At 46.1% G+C, this 16,278-nt stretch carries 15 protein-coding genes; 8 read left to right on the forward strand and 7 right to left on the reverse strand.

The window, feature by feature from the left end; genetic code table 11:
• Nucleotides 1–59: 59 nt before the first annotated feature.
• The 5 genes from BFR57_RS02345 to BFR57_RS02365 form a co-directional block, all read right to left on the reverse strand.
• Nucleotides 60–1,034, reverse strand: a complete 975-nt coding sequence (locus BFR57_RS02345) for a hypothetical protein (protein ID WP_071462446.1) — start codon at nucleotides 1,032–1,034, stop codon at nucleotides 60–62.
• A gap of 61 nt (nucleotides 1,035–1,095) precedes the next feature.
• Nucleotides 1,096–1,878, reverse strand: coding sequence for a M48 family metallopeptidase (locus BFR57_RS02350; protein ID WP_071462447.1), 783 nt, complete (start codon nucleotides 1,876–1,878; stop codon nucleotides 1,096–1,098).
• 3 nt (nucleotides 1,879–1,881) lie between these two features.
• The gene (locus tag BFR57_RS02355) at nucleotides 1,882–5,163 is read right to left on the reverse strand and encodes a type I restriction endonuclease subunit R (RefSeq protein ID WP_071462448.1); all 3,282 of its coding nucleotides are present in this window, start codon (nucleotides 5,161–5,163) and stop codon (nucleotides 1,882–1,884) included.
• Nucleotides 5,164–5,274: 111 nt separating this feature from the next.
• Complete coding sequence (locus BFR57_RS02360) at nucleotides 5,275–6,555, reverse strand: restriction endonuclease subunit S (protein WP_071462449.1); 1,281 nt, start codon at nucleotides 6,553–6,555, stop codon at nucleotides 5,275–5,277.
• Nucleotides 6,545–8,065, reverse strand: coding sequence for a type I restriction-modification system subunit M (locus tag BFR57_RS02365; RefSeq protein WP_071462450.1), 1,521 nt, complete (start codon nucleotides 8,063–8,065; stop codon nucleotides 6,545–6,547). The genes BFR57_RS02360 and BFR57_RS02365 overlap by 11 nt, the downstream gene beginning before the upstream one ends.
• A gap of 263 nt (nucleotides 8,066–8,328) precedes the next feature.
• Here BFR57_RS02365 and BFR57_RS12835 point away from each other — a divergent pair, with 263 nt between their 5' ends.
• From BFR57_RS12835 to BFR57_RS02390, 7 genes are all read left to right on the forward strand, one after another.
• Complete coding sequence (locus BFR57_RS12835) at nucleotides 8,329–8,502, forward strand: hypothetical protein (RefSeq protein ID WP_171903923.1); 174 nt, start codon at nucleotides 8,329–8,331, stop codon at nucleotides 8,500–8,502.
• Between the two features lie 18 nt (nucleotides 8,503–8,520).
• Entirely contained in the window at nucleotides 8,521–9,417 is an 897-nt protein-coding gene (locus BFR57_RS02370; protein WP_071462451.1) for a LysR family transcriptional regulator, read from the forward strand.
• Nucleotides 9,418–9,543: 126 nt separating this feature from the next.
• Complete coding sequence (locus BFR57_RS02375; RefSeq protein ID WP_071462452.1) at nucleotides 9,544–9,867, forward strand: hypothetical protein; 324 nt, start codon at nucleotides 9,544–9,546, stop codon at nucleotides 9,865–9,867.
• A gap of 49 nt (nucleotides 9,868–9,916) precedes the next feature.
• Complete coding sequence (locus BFR57_RS02380) at nucleotides 9,917–10,255, forward strand: tRNA-binding protein (RefSeq protein WP_071462453.1); 339 nt, start codon at nucleotides 9,917–9,919, stop codon at nucleotides 10,253–10,255.
• Nucleotides 10,256–10,285: 30 nt separating this feature from the next.
• On the forward strand, nucleotides 10,286–10,651 hold the full coding sequence (locus BFR57_RS02385) for a cupin domain-containing protein (RefSeq protein ID WP_071462454.1): 366 nt from the start codon (nucleotides 10,286–10,288) through the stop codon (nucleotides 10,649–10,651).
• Between the two features lie 136 nt (nucleotides 10,652–10,787).
• Nucleotides 10,788–10,916: a hypothetical protein gene (locus tag BFR57_RS12940; protein ID WP_290439320.1), complete on the forward strand. Its 129-nt coding sequence runs from the start codon at nucleotides 10,788–10,790 to the stop codon at nucleotides 10,914–10,916.
• The gene (locus tag BFR57_RS02390; protein WP_071462455.1) at nucleotides 10,909–11,391 is read left to right on the forward strand and encodes a GyrI-like domain-containing protein; all 483 of its coding nucleotides are present in this window, start codon (nucleotides 10,909–10,911) and stop codon (nucleotides 11,389–11,391) included. The genes BFR57_RS12940 and BFR57_RS02390 overlap by 8 nt, the downstream gene beginning before the upstream one ends.
• A gap of 78 nt (nucleotides 11,392–11,469) precedes the next feature.
• Here the strand turns inward: BFR57_RS02390 and BFR57_RS02395 are convergent, their stop codons facing one another.
• A complete protein-coding gene (locus BFR57_RS02395) occupies nucleotides 11,470–12,750 on the reverse strand; it encodes an FAD-dependent oxidoreductase (RefSeq protein ID WP_071462456.1) in 1,281 nt (426 codons plus the stop codon).
• A gap of 202 nt (nucleotides 12,751–12,952) precedes the next feature.
• Between BFR57_RS02395 and BFR57_RS02400 the strand changes: the two genes are divergently transcribed.
• Nucleotides 12,953–13,972 carry an NAD(P)-dependent alcohol dehydrogenase gene (locus BFR57_RS02400; protein ID WP_083404996.1) on the forward strand — a complete coding sequence of 340 codons (1,020 nt, stop codon included), beginning with the start codon at nucleotides 12,953–12,955 and terminating at the stop codon, nucleotides 13,970–13,972.
• 69 nt (nucleotides 13,973–14,041) lie between these two features.
• On the opposite strand, the gene BFR57_RS02405 is transcribed toward BFR57_RS02400, so the two are convergent.
• Nucleotides 14,042–16,171: a TonB-dependent siderophore receptor gene (locus BFR57_RS02405; protein WP_071462457.1), complete on the reverse strand. Its 2,130-nt coding sequence runs from the start codon at nucleotides 16,169–16,171 to the stop codon at nucleotides 14,042–14,044.
• Nucleotides 16,172–16,278 lie beyond the last annotated feature (107 nt).

Consider the following 16,278-nt stretch of genomic DNA (forward strand, 5'->3'; position numbering starts at 1 on the left):
TTTAGTAGCTTTTTTCATGCTCTCTCAGTAACTTTATTTAATCTAGATTGAATTTAAAACTATTTTCCAAGTAGCTTATCAAACCAGCTTTTTGAACGCTCAACATCCAATTCTGACGCTAATTTTAATAAGGTTTTTTTCTTATCGCTCAAATCTTGACGTAGATCGTTTAAATCTCCTTGATTTCTATCTAGCTTTGAATTTTTGTTTTCTATTTCAGTCTGGCTTTCATTCTTGAGCTTATTATAGCTACATATTAACTTCTTAAGCTTTCTATTAGCAAAGTCTAATTCATTAGTTTTTTCTTTTATTTTTTCAGTGTGAAAATTTACTGATACGGGATTAGATAAAATTTTACCATATACTTTTTCTGAAAATATATGCTTAAGGTACTTAAAGTACTTTTCCATTTGTTGCATATCAGGAGATTTTATATTTAGTTTTTTCTCAATTGATATGCTTTTTATACCCACTTCGATTATTGGAATCCCGTGTGACTCAAAGTCTTTTATCTTGATATCTTCGCAAGCATGTGAATGTTTAACTTCCACAGCTAGCTTTTTCCCCCACCTTTTTGCCCAATGAGAGTCCTCATCAAACGTAAAAACTATATCTGGTATGTAATACCTATATCTGCCTTCCGATATAAGCTGAATACGACGCTCTGTATCAACTGAAGTAGGCTTAATTGAGAAACTTTCAGTGCCACAAACCAAATTTATTTCATTAAGCTGTGCTATCGCGGCGATTGCTAGCATATGTGATATAGAGTCTGAATCTCCATCTTCGGGCTCCCTAGATACTTGATTAGGATTGTAGCGGAAGAAGCCGTTTTTATGCAGATGCATTTTCTTCCGCTCTTGTTCAACTCTATGCGTACTAAAAAATTGAAGTTTCTCAAAAGCTGCAGGATCGTTTTCTTGGATTTTTCTTGCCTCCCACACAAAAAATAATCGAAGAGGATGATCCACACCTATTAAATATTCTTCTGTATTTTTATCTTTAGCATATGCCCAGATTTTCTTTTTTGCCATATAGTAAACCTCAAAAAAATTTGATATTTATCCCTATATTCAACCAAAAATGTTTGAGTTTTCACCCATTAAAAATCTTCCCAGCCATCTGATCCAGCCGAGCCTTAACATGTTCCCAATTCGGCATAACCTGTCCCATTAGCCGATAAAAGCGTTCGCTGTGGTTATGTTCAGCGATATGGCAAAGCTCGTGTAGTATGACGTAGTCGATGCATTCCCGTGGTGCTTTAACCAACAAAGGGTTTAGAGTAATGCGTCCGTTAGGCGAGCAGCTGCCCCATTGCGTTTGCATGGTGAGTATTCGCAGAGGAGGGCGTTTATCAACCCACAATGCTTGCTCTAAAACGGCGTCTAAGCGCTTGTGGAAGACGTCTTTGGCTTTTACCTTATACCAGCCTTCTAATGCTGTCTTAACACGCTCAGTCGTGTACTCACGCACGTTGACTTCGAGTTGGCCGCGAAGCAGCTTAACGCCTGATGCCTGGTCGGGTTTTATCAGAACTTTGAGTACGTATTGCTTGCCCAGGTAATAATGGCTTTCACCGCTGACATAACGGCGGGGGGTAATGTGCGTTAGTTGTTTACGAAACTCTCGTAGTTGCTGGTAAATCCAGCGCCCACGTTTTTTGGCGGCACGCAATACGTCGTCATCAGAGCTATCAACCGGTGCGACGACTTTTACCGAGCAATCCGGCAATACCTTGATTTTGATTTTACGGTCAGGGCTTTTAGCGGCAACGCGCTCAAACTCAATCAGTTCCTCGGAGTAATAAAAGCTAAGTTTATCCCCGTATGGCTGACGATCCTCAGCAACCTGATCAGCAAAACGTATCGCAACGTTCATGGCTTAATGACCCAATTGTCCAACACGAACCACCTGCACAATGGCTTCGACAATCTTTTTCGCCTGTTCGATACCGCCGCCGACGGCTTTGCATTCCGCGAAAATCTTCGGCAGTAGTTTTTTACGAATATCAGCTTCAATGTTATTAGGGTTAATCGAGTTTTCCGCAACGGACTGGCTAACGATGCTATCGACATCAAACGCAATTTCTACCCATTTATCCTGCGCTTGTTCATCCATGACTGTAAACGCTTCAGGTAGGTGCTTTTTGAACACGCCGTAATAGGCTTGTGCATGATGGTTGCCGGTCAACCGTTCAGGGATATCATCCAGGCGACGCTCTTGTACCTGCTCCTCAAACTCGCGGAACAGCATGTACTGTTTCAGCGGGTGGTCAAACAGCTTTTCCGCTTCTTCGATGGCTTCACGCAATAGTTTAGAAAAGGCTTCCTGAGCGTAAGGATCGTCACCGAGCTCTTGTTCAATCATTTTAGTGACGCGGGTTTTAATGATATCGGTTTCGTTACGGGTTTTATCTTCGCTCCAGTTTTCCGGTGTTTGTTTCTGGCCCATTTTACCGACTTCGTATACGCCTTCAGAATCACGTACTTCGACACCAACGACGTGTTTATTCAGCAATTTTTTCACCTCGTGAGCGTACTCGTCGTAACTGACACGCTCGCCGGAATCCTGTTGCACGGTTTGGCGAAGACTGGACAGTTGTTTCACTGTCTCTTTGTATTGTCGACGGTCTTTATCGGTAAAGCTCTTATCTTCAAAGAAGGTAGCCGACTGCAGTGCAACTTTAAGGCAAGTGGCAAAGGCTGTGAGTGCTTCGTAAAAGTCTTCGCGGCGTTTCTGATTTCTATCGACCATCTCGCCGTTCATTTCTTCCATGCGCGGCAACAGGGCATGACGCAGCGCTTCGGTGTCTGATTTATTCTTAACACCGTCAAATATCGCCCAGAGCTCTTTATAAAGCTGGGGTAAGCGTTTGTACTCGGTACTCATTTGCTGGTACAGGCCATCAATATCGTCGATGTCGTACCCGCCCTGTGTACGTGAAGCCAGATCCTGATATTCCTTTATGGTGGTATCCAGTTCGGACAGAATACCGCGATAATCAATCAGCAGACCAAATTTCTTGTCGGGGTGTAGGCGGTTAACCCGAGCAATCGCCTGAATGAGGTTGTGACCTTTAAGCGGTTTGTCGATGTAGAGCACGGCGTTTTTCGGCTCATCAAAACCGGTTAATAGCTTATCAACCACAATCAACAACTTCAGCTTAGGATCTTTATCAAATCGCTCAACCAGCGCTTTGGTGTAATTCTGTTCATCTGATGAGCCGACATGATCCTTCCACCACTTAGTGACTTCCGGCATGGTTTTCTCGTCAACCGAAGTATTGCCTTCGCGGGTATCAGGCGAGCTCATGACTACGGCTGATTCAAACAGGCCAACCTCGTCCAGATATTTTTTGTATTTAATGGCAGAGGCCTTGCTGTCACAGCACAGCTGGCCTTTTAAACCTTCATCGATGTTTTTGTCGAAGTGATGAGCAATATCGTACGCAATCAGCTTAATTCGTTCGTCGGTGCCATACACCTGACCCCGGCGGCTGAACTTTTTCTTTAAATCACCTTTTTGCTCGTCACTTAAGCCGTCCGTCATACGCTCAAACCAGGCGTCGATAGCGCGTTCGTTCACATCCAGGTCGGGTATACGCTCTTCATAGAGCAGGGGAGTCACGGTTTTATCTTCGACCGCACGCTGCATGGTGTAGGCGTGAACAATAGGTCCGAATTTATTGGTGGTTTTATCGTCTTTTAACAGCGGTGTACCGGTAAAGGCTACAAAGGAGGCGTTTGGCAGTGCCTGGTTCATGCGAATGTTGTTCTCGCCACCCTGGCTGCGGTGGCCTTCGTCAATCAGCACGATAATATTCGGGCTGTCGTTATGGCACTCGGGCAGTTTGGTGGCGGAGTTAAACTTCTGAATGAGCGTGAAGATAATGCGCTCATTGCCTTTACCAATCTGCTGAGCTAGGCGCTTACCCGATGTGGCCATTGCCGCTTCTTTGTCTTTTTTACTCGACAACTCGCCACCGGAAGCAAAGGTCTTCGAGAGCTGGTTTTCTAAATCAACACGGTCGGTGACAACTATCACGCGGCATTGTTTTAGCTCGTCGTGCAGAATCAGCGCTTTGGATAAAAACACCATGGTGAAGGACTTGCCTGAGCCTGTGGTATGCCAAATAACGCCGCCTTCGCGACCGCCTTTACTGTTGCGTTTTTGAATACGCTCAAGCAAACGTTTGATGCCAAACACTTGCTGGTAGCGGCCTACAATCTTGCCGATTTTTTTATCAAAAATAGTGAAGTAGCGCACCATATCGAACAGGCGCTCTTTCGACAGTAGGCTTATCAGCAGTTTATCCTGGCCCGTTACCATCAGCTCACCACCGGCAATCAGGTTTTGATACCAACTGAGGTCGCGCTTATCACGGTGGTCGAATAGATGTTGAAGGGTGGCATCGTCCAGCGGCTTATTCTTTAGCGCCAACATTTCAGCGTCGCTGATGTCTTCTTCTTTCCAGGCGGCCCAGAACTTTTCCGGTGTCTCTACGGTGCCATAACGCCCATCAATGCCATTAACCGACAACAACAGTTGAGAATACGCAAACAGGTGAGGGACTTCGTCAGGGCGCTGGTTACGCAGGCTCTGTGAGATGCCTTCGTTTATCGTTGGGCCTCTTTGCGCGTTACCGTCCGGGCGTTTGGCTTCAATGATCACCAGCGGCAAACCGTTTACAAAACAAACCAGATCCGGTCGGCGACTGTCAAAGCCACCGGCACGCGTTACGGTGTATTCTTCGGTAAAATGGAATAGATTGTTGTCCGGGTTCTGCCAGTCGATGATAGAGACGGTTGGCGTCACTTTTTTACCGTCAACGAATTCCGTCACCGGAATACCGTACATTAAATGATTATAAATCGCCTCATTGGCGTGACGTAACCCTTCATTTAGGGCCGGGCTGCATAGATGCGAAATGATATTGTCAATGGAGGTTTCGGATAGCGGATAGCTCTTACCGGCGTAATGAAAGGCACGCTCTCTCAGCACATCACGTAATACTTCACGCAGCACCACCCGGTCCTGTTTACCACCACGTAGCGCTAATGCCTCCTGTGGTGATAAGAACGACCACTCCAAACCGGCTAATAGCGTCATGGCCGGTATTTTAGCGGCGTATTCTTCCTGAAATTTGGGGGCAAACTGTTCCATTGTCTTCTCCGCGTATTGTTGCCTGATGGCAACAGACGCTTTTATTATTTTTAAATCAAAAAATAAGCTACCAGATTAAGTTGCTCGGGAAAGTCGAACAACTCAGCTCCGTCATGCTATCTCATCATCAATTTTCACGCGGCGTTTGCCGGTAAGGAGCTGCTGCATTAAGGCTTTCTTTTCTCGCTTTAGGTAGTCAAGTTTTCTTTTTAATAGATTAATCTGCACATCTGCGGAGTCTAGAACAGAAGCAACCTTTTTTTGTTCTTGTATGGCTGGAATGCTTAGTTCTAATTTTTTACAGCCTTTAACATCTAAGTGTAAGACAGTCGAGCCGCTTGCTCTTGCTCTCATGAAATTTCGGATTTTCTTGAGCCTCAAAAGATGGAAAAGAAATCTTTTGTCTATGCTTTTATGAGGAACGAGCTTCATCAAGTCCATTGATATGTAGGTTTTGTAAAATGGTAATCGAGGGACTAATATTGGAGCGCCAACAACTTCTGCGTTTCTGGTTAAATCTGTAACTGCAAAAACCAGATCATTTTCGCTAATTGCAAATTGTTCATCTACTTCGTTTAGCAAGAATTTAATGCCGGACTCGCTGTAACCACCACCTCTTGCGATACTCTTTAAAGTTAAAAAACCATACTGCGTCTTGCTCGTTGAGTATTCAGAGGACTTGTATGTGTACCCTTTATAAAAACTGCAGATATCTCCAAATATTTTGCGTAGCCACTCTTCACTAAACCGCACACCATTTTCATCCAACAGGCGCTTTTTGCCCGTGAGCAGTTGTTGCATTAGGGCTTTTTTCTGCTGCTGGCTATTGGCGAGCAGTTGCTCGGTGGTGGTGATGGCCTTATCCCAGGTTGAGAGGATTTGGGCTATTTTCTTTTGTTCCCTGACGTTTGGCATTAAAGCTTTGTACTTGAACAAGTCAGACAAAGAGATTGAAACTTGATTAGCGTTACCTCTAACTAGAGTTGAAATGTAATGACGGAATTTAGGCTTTCTAAGTATCTCAAATAAATATTCATTGGTGACTTGGCCCTCAATAGGAATTAGTTTTACTAAGTTTTGATTAAGAAGACTTCCTGACGCCGCTGAGGGAACCCTGATTGCTTTACCCACCATAGAGTCAATCAGGTGGGGGCGAGAACCCACTGTAGTAAGCAGGATGTCTCCAGTTGAAAGTAAGTGAGCATCTAGTTTAGCTGCGACTTCATTCGGTATATAGACTGGATTCTCAGAGTGCACTGAGTCTCGAGTCGTATCTGAAATTCTAATAATTCTGACGCCAGAATCATTATAATCAGTGGATGTGAAAGCGAATCCTTTCTTATACGTTATAAGGTCGCCTAAATTACGAGTGTTCCACCCTTCAGGCACCATAACCCAACTCCTTCAGATATTCTTCCATCTGGCTTTCTAGCTGATGCAGTTCAGCTTTTAGCTTTTGGCGTTCTGCTCGCACCGCCATCAAATCGATTTCCTCCTCTTCTTCAAAGGTGTCGACGTAGCGGGGGATGTTTAGGTTGTAGTCGTTCTCCTGAATTTCTTCGAGTGTTGCCAGGTACGAGTATTTGTCGACAGTCTCGCGACTACGGTAGGTATTGACGATTTTCTGAATGTTGTCGTCGCTTAGCTGGTTTTGGTTTTTACCGGGTTTGAATTCGCGCGAGGCGTCGATGAATAACACGCTCTCGTCTGATTTAGACTTTTTGAAAACTAAAATAGCTGCTGGGATACCGGTGCCGTAGAAGAGCTTCTCGGGCAAACCGATAACGGCGTCTAACAGATTTTCGTCAATCAGTTGCTGACGAATTCTGCCCTCTTTCGAGCCTCGGAATAATACGCCGTGTGGCACAACTACGCCCATACGCCCGCTGCCGGGTTTAAGCGTTTCTATCATGTGCAGAATGAACGCGTAGTCGCCTTTGGTTTTTGGCGGGACGCCACGACGGAAACGGCTGAATTTGTCATTCTCAGCGTCATCATGGCCCCATTTATCCAAACTGAAGGGTGGGTTAGCGGTTACGATATCAAACAGCATGAGGTCGCCGTTTTTATCCAGCAACTTAGGATTGCGAATGGTGTCGCCCCATTCAATTTTGTGATTGTCCTCGCCATGGAGGAACATGTTCATTTTGGCTAACGACCAGGTAGAGCCAATGGCTTCCTGACCAAACAGGGCATACTCTTTGCTGTCATGGTTCGCGATAACTTTACGGCCACACTTCATCAATAAAGAACCGGAGCCACAGGCAGGGTCACAGATGCTGTCACCGGGGCGTGGGTCGAGCAATTCGGCAATTAAGTCGGATATTTCAGGTGGGGTATAAAACTCACCGGCCTTTTGTCCGCCGCTAGCGGCAAAGTGTTTAATCAGATACTCGTACGCGTTACCGATAACATCCAGTGAACCAACGCGGCTCGGTTTTAAGTTAAGCTCTGGCTTGGCGAAGTCTTCGAGCAGGTGTCGCAGAATATCGTTTTTCTGCTTTTCTTCACCGAGCTTATCGGTATTAAAGCTGATGTCCTGGAACACACTTTTACCAGCGTCTTTTAGCTTGGTGCCGTTGGCTTCTTCAATTGCGTGTAATGCCTGGTCAATACGCTCGCCATTACCCGGCTCATAACGACGGTCATAGAGCGCGTAAAAGCTAGCATCACGCGGTAACACAAAGCGTTCGCTCTTCATCATTTCTTCAATCAGCTCAGGCTCATCACCATGCTGGGCTACGTATTGGTCGTAATGGTCCTGCCATACATCCGAGATGTATTTAAGGAAAAGCATGGTCAGAAGAAAGTCTTGATAGGTTCCGGCATTTATCGTACCGCGAAAGGTGTCACAAGCGTTCCAAAGTGCTTTGTTGATGCTGTCCTGGCTAATCGTTGTCATTGTTATTAACGTCCCCGTACAACCTAATTCTAAGCGTTATTGTTATCCATTATTTGTAGTCATTATGCCACGGCTGGCAATGATGTCACTGTTGAAGTTGGCTGGTCTTTCCTCTGCATAAAAATACAACACCCAGAATATTCCCATTTAACAATATTGCCCATTAACCATCCTCCGGAAACAATAAGTTTCCATAAGCCCACTTTATCCCTCATACTTAAACAATAAAATGATTCCTGTCACTTATCACAGGAGTCAAAACTATGTTTAATCGTAAAAAACTGATCAGCGCATTAGGTGAGATGTCGCGGGGGATGATGTTTTCGCAAGGCTACATTAAGGTCGATGTTACGCCGCCTCAGCCGATGATTAAGCCGCATGGCTATGACGATGCGATATGCCGAGGTAAGCAAAATAAATGCGCTGATTGTTGCTGAATATATTGAGGAGACGCAATGTTTGAGCGCTTGTCGGATATGGCGACCTTTGCTGCGGTTGCTGATGCCGCCAGTTTTACGCGGGCGGCGGAGCAACTTGGTATTACCAAAGGCGCGGTGAGTAAGGCGGTTAACCGTTTAGAGGCTCATTTGGGGGTTAAGTTACTCAAACGGACGACCCGCCGATTGTCACTGACCGGCGAGGGCGAGCTGTTTTTGTGTCATTGTCGGGTGATTGTGTCTGAGGCTCAGTTAGCCGAGGAGCACATGGGTGAGTATCAATCTGAACCCAAGGGCACGGTTTCGATTTCTGCGCCGGTCAACTTTGGTGCAGCGCAGGTGGCACCACAAATTGAAGAGCTGTTATCGCTTTATCCTCAACTCAATATTCACCTTACCTTGTCTGATGAAGTGATTGCATTCAAAGAGCTAGATGTCGACATTGCTATTCGCTTTGGCGAGTTGCGCGACTCGACGCTGTATTATCGGCGACTTCAACCTGTTCAGCATATTGCCGTTGCCTCACCTAGTTACCTCAAGCGGTTTGGTGAGCCGAGTACGCCCGAGGAGTTAGCAGCAGAACATGGGGCGCATTGGTGTATTCCTCGAAATCCATCGGCTTTGGGTTGTCGCTGGCGCTTTTATCGCTCTGGAAAAGAGATCCCGATAACGGTAAAAGGGCGCTTTTTTAGTGATGAGAATCGCGCTACGCGACAGGCTGCGCAAAAGGGGCTGGGTATTGGCTTTTTACCTCAGTATTCAGTTGCTGATTTAATCACTAGTGGCGAACTCATACAAATTTTAAGTGCTTATATGCCGCCGCCTACGCCGGTCAGTTTACTATTTGCGAGCCGTCAATATGCCAGTTCAGCGGTTAATGAAACGATTAATTTTCTGGAAAAAGGGTTGGGGTAATGTAGCTCGTGCCAATGGGTAGCTCGCGCCTTTGGCGCGAGGATGGATTTATCGATTTTTAACTGGTCAAAGTATGTATAAACAGATAGTTTGGAAAGCAGGGCATTAATATAAAGGTTTATTATAATGGAGTATGAGCTCAAAAAAATCGACGTTAAACAAAGCGCAAAAGTACTTGCTGCTGTCGCATTGATAATCAATTTATTTATATCAGTATTTGGTTTTATTGCTCTCGTGTTCGGCATTCAAACGACCATTTCCTTTGATTACATTATTTCAATTTCCGTGCAAGGTTTAGTTTGGAAAATCGGCCTACTGTTGTTATCCCCGATACTGATGTTTATTCTCGCCTACCTGTCATTTGCAGTCGTGTTTTTGCTGTACAACTACATTGTTAAATATACGGGTGGTTTAAAGCTACATTTGGTAAATGCAGACAATGATGCGTAATTAACCCAACTCATCAGTACGTAATTGGAAAAATCACTGAGGGCGACTTATGGAATCTATTAATTGGGCTGATTTTGAAAAAGTCGATATTCGTGTTGGTACGATTGTCGATGTTCAAGCTTTTCCGGAGGCGCGTAGACCTGCTTATAAGTTACAGGTCGACCTCGGTGACAAAATTGGCATTAAAAAGTCGAGCGCGCAGATCACTGATTTATACACACCGGATGAGCTAATCGGTAAGCAGGTGTTAGTGGTCGTCAACTTTCCACCAAAGCAAATCGGTCCGTTTATGTCGGAGTGTTTAGTGACCGGACTGCATCGAGCTGATGGCTCTGTCGTTCTGTCGACCGTGGATAGGGATGTACCCAATGGGACTCGGCTGGCTTAGCCCAATGAATCAAACTAATAAGGAACTCAAATGCCACACAACGCTATCAACTTTAAAGAAAAACTAGGTCTGTTTAACGAACAGTGGTCGCCTAAGGTCATTGCAGAGATGAACGATTATCAATTTAAAGTGGTCAAGTTGCAGGGCGACTTTGTTTGGCATGATCATAAAGATACCGATGAGACTTTTATTGTGCTTGCGGGCCAGTTGCGTATTGATTTTAGAGACGGTTACGTAGAGTTATCCGAGGGTGAAATGTATGTCGTACCTAAAGGTGTCGAGCACAAACCCTATGCTGAGCATGAAGCTCACGTGTTGCTAATTGAACCGCGTGGCGTGGTAAATACTGGCGACGAAGAGGATAGTAAAACGGCGGCGAATGATGTATGGGTTTAGTTAATCACTTTATCTAGATGGCAACCTACTATGGCAACAGCGTATCAACCGAACGTTGTGAATTGAGCAATTTTAATCAAGCCTGACAACCTCAGTTGGGTTTTAATGATGACCTGCTGAGTGGGGAATGTGCGGTATGACGAACTATCAACGTCGGTTTTTGGAAGTGATCAACTACATAGAAACACACCTTGATACCGAACTGGGCTCCTTGGCACGCTCAATACGACCCCATATTAACGCTAAGGAACAACATAATGAGTAACACCGATAACTTTGATGTCGATGTGATTGACGTTGATGAAATTGCAATTGCTGTGGTGCCTCATCGTGGCGCCCCAAATCGGTTGGGGCAAACGATTCAAAAGTTTATAGAGTGGCGCAAGCTGAATCGACTTCCACCGGGCAAAAGTCGAACGTTCAATTTGGTTTATGATGACCCTAATACGACGGCGCCGGAAGACTACCGCTTTGATCTGTGTTGCTCCATAGAGCAGTCCGCTGAACCCAATGACTATGGTGTTATCGATAGTGTTATTCCTGCCGGCAAGTGTGCGCGAGTGAGACATACGGGCAGCGATGACGCGATAGGTATTGTGGTGAACTTTCTGTACACGCAATGGCTAGCGGATTCAGGTCATGAAATCAGAGATTTTCCGATTTACTTTGAACGGATAAGCTTTTTCCCTGACGTCTCAGAGAGTGAAATGATCACCGACGTTTACTTGCCCATTAAATGAGGCGCTCGGATGTTCCCCAACCACTGAGGAGTTGGCATTTCTTCAGCAACCGGGTTCGAGTTTTTAGTCACGCCGAATCTAATCTTTCGGTTTTAACCGGCTAACACCTAGCATGCGCATGCCAACGCGTTCGTAGACCGGCTCGCTGGTGCCATGTTTCACTTTATGGAAGAAGTATTTTTCAAAGGCTATTTTTGCCCAGTGCACCCAGCGTCCGGAACCTGTCCAGTTTTGGTTGCGTGGAGGGTTTTGTGGTACCGCTAAAAATGCCATACCCGTATTGCCCATATCAGCCAGGCATAATGCACTGAGTGTGGGCTCTGTGGTTGCAGGTTGCTCTGCTAAGGTCGATTGGATATTCGCCACAATAGCGGAGGTCATTGATTCAATCATGAGGCCAGTTTTGGGGGCGCCTACAGGCACCGGGGTTTCTTCAATAGGTGCGATGGCGACACAAACACCGGCGGCATAAATTTCTGGATAGGCGAGGGCGCGTTGATATTTGTCGGTTTTAACGAAGCCTTTGGGGTTACACAAATCGGGGACCTCGGCGATGGCCGGCGAACCTTTAAAGGCGGGAAGAAACATCGCTAAGTGATACGGTAGCTGTTGCTGGGACTTGATGCTGCCGTCGTCGTTGATGACCTCAAGGGATGCTTTGTCTTGCTTGAATTCTGTCACTTTTGCGTTACAGACCCATTTTATTCCGTGCTCTCGAAACTGATGTTCCATCAGACCTTTTGAATCGCCAACACCGCCTAGCCCCATGTGACCGATATACGGCTCTGGGGTAACAAAAGTAATGGGCACCCGGTCACGGATTTTACGTTTACGTAGCTCATACTCTAACGAAAGCACGTACTCATAGGCGGGACCAAAGCAGCTCGCGCCGGGTAGTGCTCCGACCAATACGGGGCCTGGATCGTCGATGAGTCGTTGAAAGGCTTGATGTGCTTTTACTGCATGGTCAACGGTACAAATCGATTGCGTATAGCCGTGCTCTGGACCAGCACCAGGAATTTGTTCAAAGGCGAGCTTGGGTCCCGAACAAAGAACTAAAAAGTCGTAGTCTTTTTGGCTGCCATCACCGAGGGTGAGTCGTTTGTGCTCCACATCAATTTGTTTTACGCCTGAGCTGTTAAATCCGATGTGATGTTTATCGAATATCGGCGCAATGGGGAGGACGACTTGCTCGCGTGTTCTAGAACCTAACGCGACCCATGGATTTGACGGCACGAAGTTAAATTCAGTGCCTTCATGAATCACTTCGATATCAACGGTTGCTGATAGCTTCTCGCGTAGCTCAAAAGCAACTGAAACGCCGCCCAATCCGGCACCAACGACAATAACTTTGCTCATTAAGCGTCCCTGTTGTATTCAGGAGTATTATTTGAATATGGTGGGCGGTTAAAAATTAGTCAATACATACATCATAAACAATTAATAAATAAACAGATTAAATTGATTTACATCAGGATTGAGCTAAAGACGGCACAGGCTGATCCATTCTTCGCTATCAAAACTACAATTCAGTACTCACCTTTATTAAAGGATCACGAACATGACGGACAAGATTAAAGCGCTAAAACTTAAAGACCCTTTTGGTTTAGATAATATCGAGGTTACTGAATTGGACGACCCGGGTCAGCCCGCGGCGGGAGAAATCCGCGTGCGGGTTAAAGCCAGCTCGTTGAATTTTCATGACTATGGTGTTGCCGCTGGGTTTATTCCAACCGAAGATGGGCGCATCCCGATGTCAGACGGTGCGGGCGTTGTCGAGGCCGTGGGCGAGGGTGTTGAAGAGTTTGCCGTGGGTGAACCTGTGGTTTCTACGTTCTTTCCCTACTGGCAAAGTGGTCCAGCGCCTGTGGGTGACTTTAAGCAAACGCCCGGTGATGGTATCGATGGGTATGCCCGTGAAGTGGTCGTGCGCCCGGCTCATTTTTTTACTCACCAACCTAAAGGCTATAGCCATGCTGAATCGGCAACGCTAACTACGGCGGGTCTTACCGCCTGGCGCGCGTTGGTCGTCGACGGCGGCATTAAACCAGGCAACTCGGTGTTGGTACTGGGTAGTGGCGGTGTTTCGGTATTTGCGTGCCAGCTCGCGAAAAGTCTGGGTGCGACGGTGTTCGCGACCTCATCATCGAACGAGAAACTCGAGAAATATAAAGCATTAGGTGCCGATCATCTTATTAACTACAAAGACGATCCTGACTGGGGTAAAACGGTTCGTAAGCTGACGGATGGACGCGGTGTTGACCACGTTATTGAGGTGGGTGGCCCTGGTACGTTACCGCAGTCAATTAACGCCGTTGCCATTGCCGGCCATATCGCATTAATTGGTGTATTAACCGGTAGTGCGGGTGAAGTCCCAACGGCTAAGTTGATGGCCAAACAAGCGCGCTTACAAGGGCTTATCGTGGGCAGTTGCGATGATCAAAAAGACTTTGTGCGCGCGCTCGAAGCCAATGGCGTGAAACCTGTTATCGACAAGACTTTTGGTCTTGAAGAATTGGCTGACGCATTCCGTTACGAAGAGTCGGGCAAGCACTTTGGCAAGATTTGCTTAGCGTTTTAACTCGTTGCTGACTAATCCAACACCGTGCAGTGCCTATGCGCACTGCGCGGTGTTTACGTTAGCGACAATTTACCAAGCGTACTTCACAGACAGCTCAAAATTACGTTCTGCACCGAAGAAGCCTTGATTATAAAAATCGATGCTTGAGTAATATTTTTCGTCAAAGAGATTATTGACGTTGAAGCTTAAGTCCCACTGAGGTGTCAGTTGGTAGCTTGCCATTGCATTAACCACGGTGTAGCTGTCCTGAGTAAATGTTTCACCATTAGGACCAATGTCAGGGTTCGAGATATCACTTTGCCAATTCGCGTTAATACCCACTTTTAACGCATCAGACGCTTGAAATAGCACGCTGGTTTTGATCATGTTCTCTGGCAAGAATGGGGCATAGTCCGAACCGTCACGATCCGTTGACTCATTGTGCGTATAGCTTACAAAGATGTTTAACGCGTCGTTGGGTTTTCCATTTAACTCAAGCTCATAACCTTCACTTTCTGCACCAGCGACACCTATTGACGGATAAATGTTGGTGCCCGGTAATGGTTCTGCAGCATCGGGATCAGTGATGGCTAAGTTATCCTCTTTAACTTTGTAGACTGCAAAACTAGCGGTAAGTGCTTCGTTAAAGAAGTCACCCTTTATACCGATTTCTGTGTTGGAGCCCTCGACGGGGCCGACCAGCTCAAAGTTTGCATCAATGGCGCTTTGAGGCTTAAAGATCTCCGTATAACTTGCGTAAGTCGAAATAATATCCGAGATATCGTAAACAATGCCGAAGTAAGGGGTGTTCACGCCCGAGTTCTTAAAGTCACTCGGTGAGAAGGGTGACTCTACGGTTGTTTCGTAAGTCGTTAAACGATTGCCAATGATGGTCGTGAGTTCATCAGTCAGACTCAGTTGTGCAGCCGCGTAGATACCCTGCTGCTTGTACGACTCAAAGGTGCTGTAATTCGGTGTTTGGTTAAAGTCAACGGGCTCTACACCGTTACCCCAGTCAAAGATACTCGGGACCGTAATAGGGTCATTAGTGCCGTATGATACTGAATCAACGGTTTGTTTTGAGTGCAGGGCGCCGGCAGTGAGCTGGTGTTCACGTCCAAACAGCTCAAATGGCCCCGATGCTAAGAAGCGTACAGATGTTTGTTCACGGTCAGCGACATAGTGGTTAGGCGAGGTACCTAAACCTGTGCCGGTTTCTTTGTCGGGAAAACCCGAGAAGTAGAGCAGGTAGCCATCCATTTCTCCTTCTCGACGCTCAACATCAAACTGAACATCCCAGCCGTTATCAAAGGCGTGTTCGACTTGTACGAACGCGTTTGTGCTTTGACGATCCCAACGGTTCCAAGGGGATGCTGTGGTGGTGCTTACTGGCAGATCGTCCGCTTGGGTGCCATCCGAATAAAATAAAGGTAGTGCGCCCCACATACTACCTTTCGGGTTGCGTTCACTGTAATCTGCACCGGCGGTTAAACGTGTTTGAGTGGTTAAATCAGCGGTTACTACCGCATAAATTTGTGCGTTTTCTTTTTCTGATAGGTCAACATAGCTGTCGCCTTCCTCGTAAGCCATCGCGACACGCGCTTTGACATTACCCGTTTCTGACAAGGTCTGCGAATGATCGGCCTCAAAGCGGTAATTGCTCCATGAACCAATCCCCAAGCTGGCATAGCCGCCATCTTCAGCTTTTGGACGCTTACGAATCAGGTTGATGGCCGCGGAGGGTTCGCCTGCACCAGTCAGTAGACCGGTTGCTCCACGAACGATTTCAACACGTTCGAAAATAACCGAGTCTGCGAGCGCTTCGCTAAAGAAGCTGTTATAAGCGATAGGCACACCATCAAACTGGAAGTTAGTTACATCACGGCCTCGCGAGCGGAAGAAAAAGCGATCAGTCTCGGCCTGTTGTGCTTGTATGCCCGGTGCAAATTGCATGACATCGGCTACGGTGTCTAACGCAAAACCATCGATAAAGGTGCGATCGATAATTGAGATTGACTGAGGCGTTTGTCGCAATGTGAGTGGTAAACCTGTTGCAGTGGTTGCTCGATCAAGCGGGCTACCCGTAATTTCAATATGTTCAGAAACGTCTTCTGATGGATCTGAGTTTTTCGTTTCAGTGTCTTGTTGCGCGAAAGCAGTAGAGGAGAGTGTCATGCTCGCAATGGCTAAAGCGATACTGCTTTTAGTAAACATGTTCATTAGATATTTTGCCCTACTAGTTAAATAAGCGGTAAATAAGAATGATTATTCTTTGTATTGTATTTGATAATCATTCTTATTTTCAATGGGCAAAGTAAAATATTTAG

It is taken from the genome of Idiomarina sp. MD25a, assembly GCF_001870515.1.
Taxonomy (GTDB): Bacteria; Pseudomonadota; Gammaproteobacteria; order Enterobacterales; family Alteromonadaceae; genus Idiomarina.